The 1,743-nt window shown below is 72.3% G+C and carries 2 protein-coding genes and 1 pseudogene; 1 reads left to right on the forward strand and 2 read right to left on the reverse strand.

The genetic code is table 11. The features are described from left to right. Nucleotides 1-586 (reverse strand): copper resistance protein CopC (locus tag G6031_RS14145; protein WP_182653597.1); only part of this gene is annotated, 586 nt, incomplete at its 3' end. Further along, nucleotides 583-1,428, reverse strand: coding sequence for a DUF6474 family protein (locus G6031_RS14150; protein WP_179524207.1), 846 nt, complete (start codon nt 1,426-1,428; stop codon nt 583-585). The genes G6031_RS14150 and G6031_RS14145, both read right to left, overlap by 4 nt. Before the next feature lie 111 nt (nt 1,429-1,539). Between G6031_RS14150 and G6031_RS18680 the strand changes: the two are divergent. Then, a pseudogene (locus G6031_RS18680) lies at nt 1,540-1,743 on the forward strand (hypothetical protein); the annotation flags it as partial.

Here is a 1,743-nt window from a genome sequence, read left to right on the forward strand (position 1 = left end):
GCAGCAGTACGAACGCGCCGCCGATCAGCAGGACGGCCAGGCCGCCCACCACCCACAGTGCCGGGTCGACGCCGGAGGACGCCTCCCCCGAGGTCTCGTCGGCGACCTGGTTCTCGGCCGGGTCGGACTGCTCGCCGGCCGGGTCGCCGGTCGCGCCGGGCGTCGCGGTCGCCTCGCCGGATCCGGCTGCCGCGGACCGCACGGTGAAGACCGAGGATCCGCTCACGACGTGCCCGTCGGCCGAGGTCACCCGGTAGCCGATGGTGTACGCGCCGTCCGCCAGGTCGTCGTCGACCGCGACGGTGACCGTCTCGCCCTCCACCGTCGGCTCTCCGACGGTGAGACTGGTGCGGTCGTCGCCGGTGGTGACGGCGACCGAGGCGAAGTTCTGGTTGATCTCCTCGTTGAACGTCAGCGAGACCCGTCCGGGCGAGGTCTCGAGAGTGGCGCCGTCCTGCGGGTCCACCGAGACGAGAACCGAGTGCGCTGCCGCGACCGGGGCGAGGACGGTGGCCGGCGCCGCAGCCCCCACGATCGTGGTGACGGCGAGCGCGGTGGAGGCCAGCCGAGTCCGGATCGCGGTCACGGGGTGACGCCGAGGCGGGCGAGCACGTCCTTGTTGACCCGGTCGAGCTCCCCGGAGATGGCGGAGTGCACCTCGCGGCGCTGGGAGGTCGGGGTGGTCTCGGCGGTCTCGACGGCCGTGCGCAGATCCTTGAGTCGGGAACGGGTGGAGGCGATGAAGTCCTCGACCTGGCGATCCCCGCGGCGCCCGACCTCGAGCTGGTCGAGGGTCTGCTCCAGCCGGACGATGCGGGCACCGAGCGCGGCGCCCGGGCCGGTGGCGTCGATGCCCGCGGCCTTGAGGTCCACGGCACCCGCCCCGGCGGACTTGTCGGCGGAACCCTGCGCGTTGGACACGAGCTTGTAGACCATCGGCAGCAGGACCGGGGTGGCGACCTTGGCCAGGCTCAGCCACCGCTGCACGTCCTCCTTGCCGAGTTTGGTGCCCTCGAGCTTCTTCAGCTCCATCTCGGCGAGCTGGTACTCGTGCCTCCGGCCCGCCGCCTCGATCTTCTCGGCCGCCTTACGGTCCTTCGCCAGGAACTTGGCCTCGCGCTTGAGGGTGGCGCGCTCCTGCCTGGACATCGTCTTCTCGGCCTTGCGGTCCCGCTTGGCCGCCTTCTGGGCGAGCGCGTCCTGCCGCTGGGCCCGCTTGGCCTCGCGCTTCGCCCTGCGATCCGCGTTCTTGCCCTCCAGCTTCGCGCGCTTCTTGGCCTCGGCGAGATCGACGCGATGCGCCTCCTTGGCCTTGTGCCTGGCCTCCTTGGCGGCGAGCTTGGCCTCGGTCATGGCGGTGGCCTTGAGCGCGGAGGCGTGGGCGCGGAGTTCGGCGCGCTTGTCGCGGTAGGTCGTCAGCTTGCCCATGGGCGTCGATCCTTCTCTCGTCGCGAACATCAGGGTCCCAGCCTAGGCGAACAGTCCGCCGGTGAGCACCGGACCGGTATCCGGGCGCGGTGTGCGCCATGATGGACGTCGATGGACGGTGCCCGGAACGGATCGAGTGGCGACCCCGACGGTGCGGTGGCGGGACCGGCGTCGGGGTCCAGGTGTCTGCACCGTGTGGCCCGGGAGCGGGACGCCGGTCCCACGTGGTGGCGGACGGCTCCGCTCGACGAGGGGGTGCGGCTGCGGGCGATGGCCGCGGCCGATCGCCGCGCCGGACTCCGTGAGCGCGCGCTG

The organism is Dietzia sp. CQ4 (genome assembly GCF_014145125.1).
Lineage (GTDB): Bacteria > Actinomycetota > Actinomycetes > Mycobacteriales > Mycobacteriaceae > Dietzia > Dietzia natronolimnaea.

Coding starts and splice junctions, on each gene's coding strand:
- G6031_RS14150 (WP_179524207.1), bottom strand. CDS start 1,428: ATGGGCAAGCTGACGACCTACCGCGACAAGCGCGCCGAACTCCGCGCC.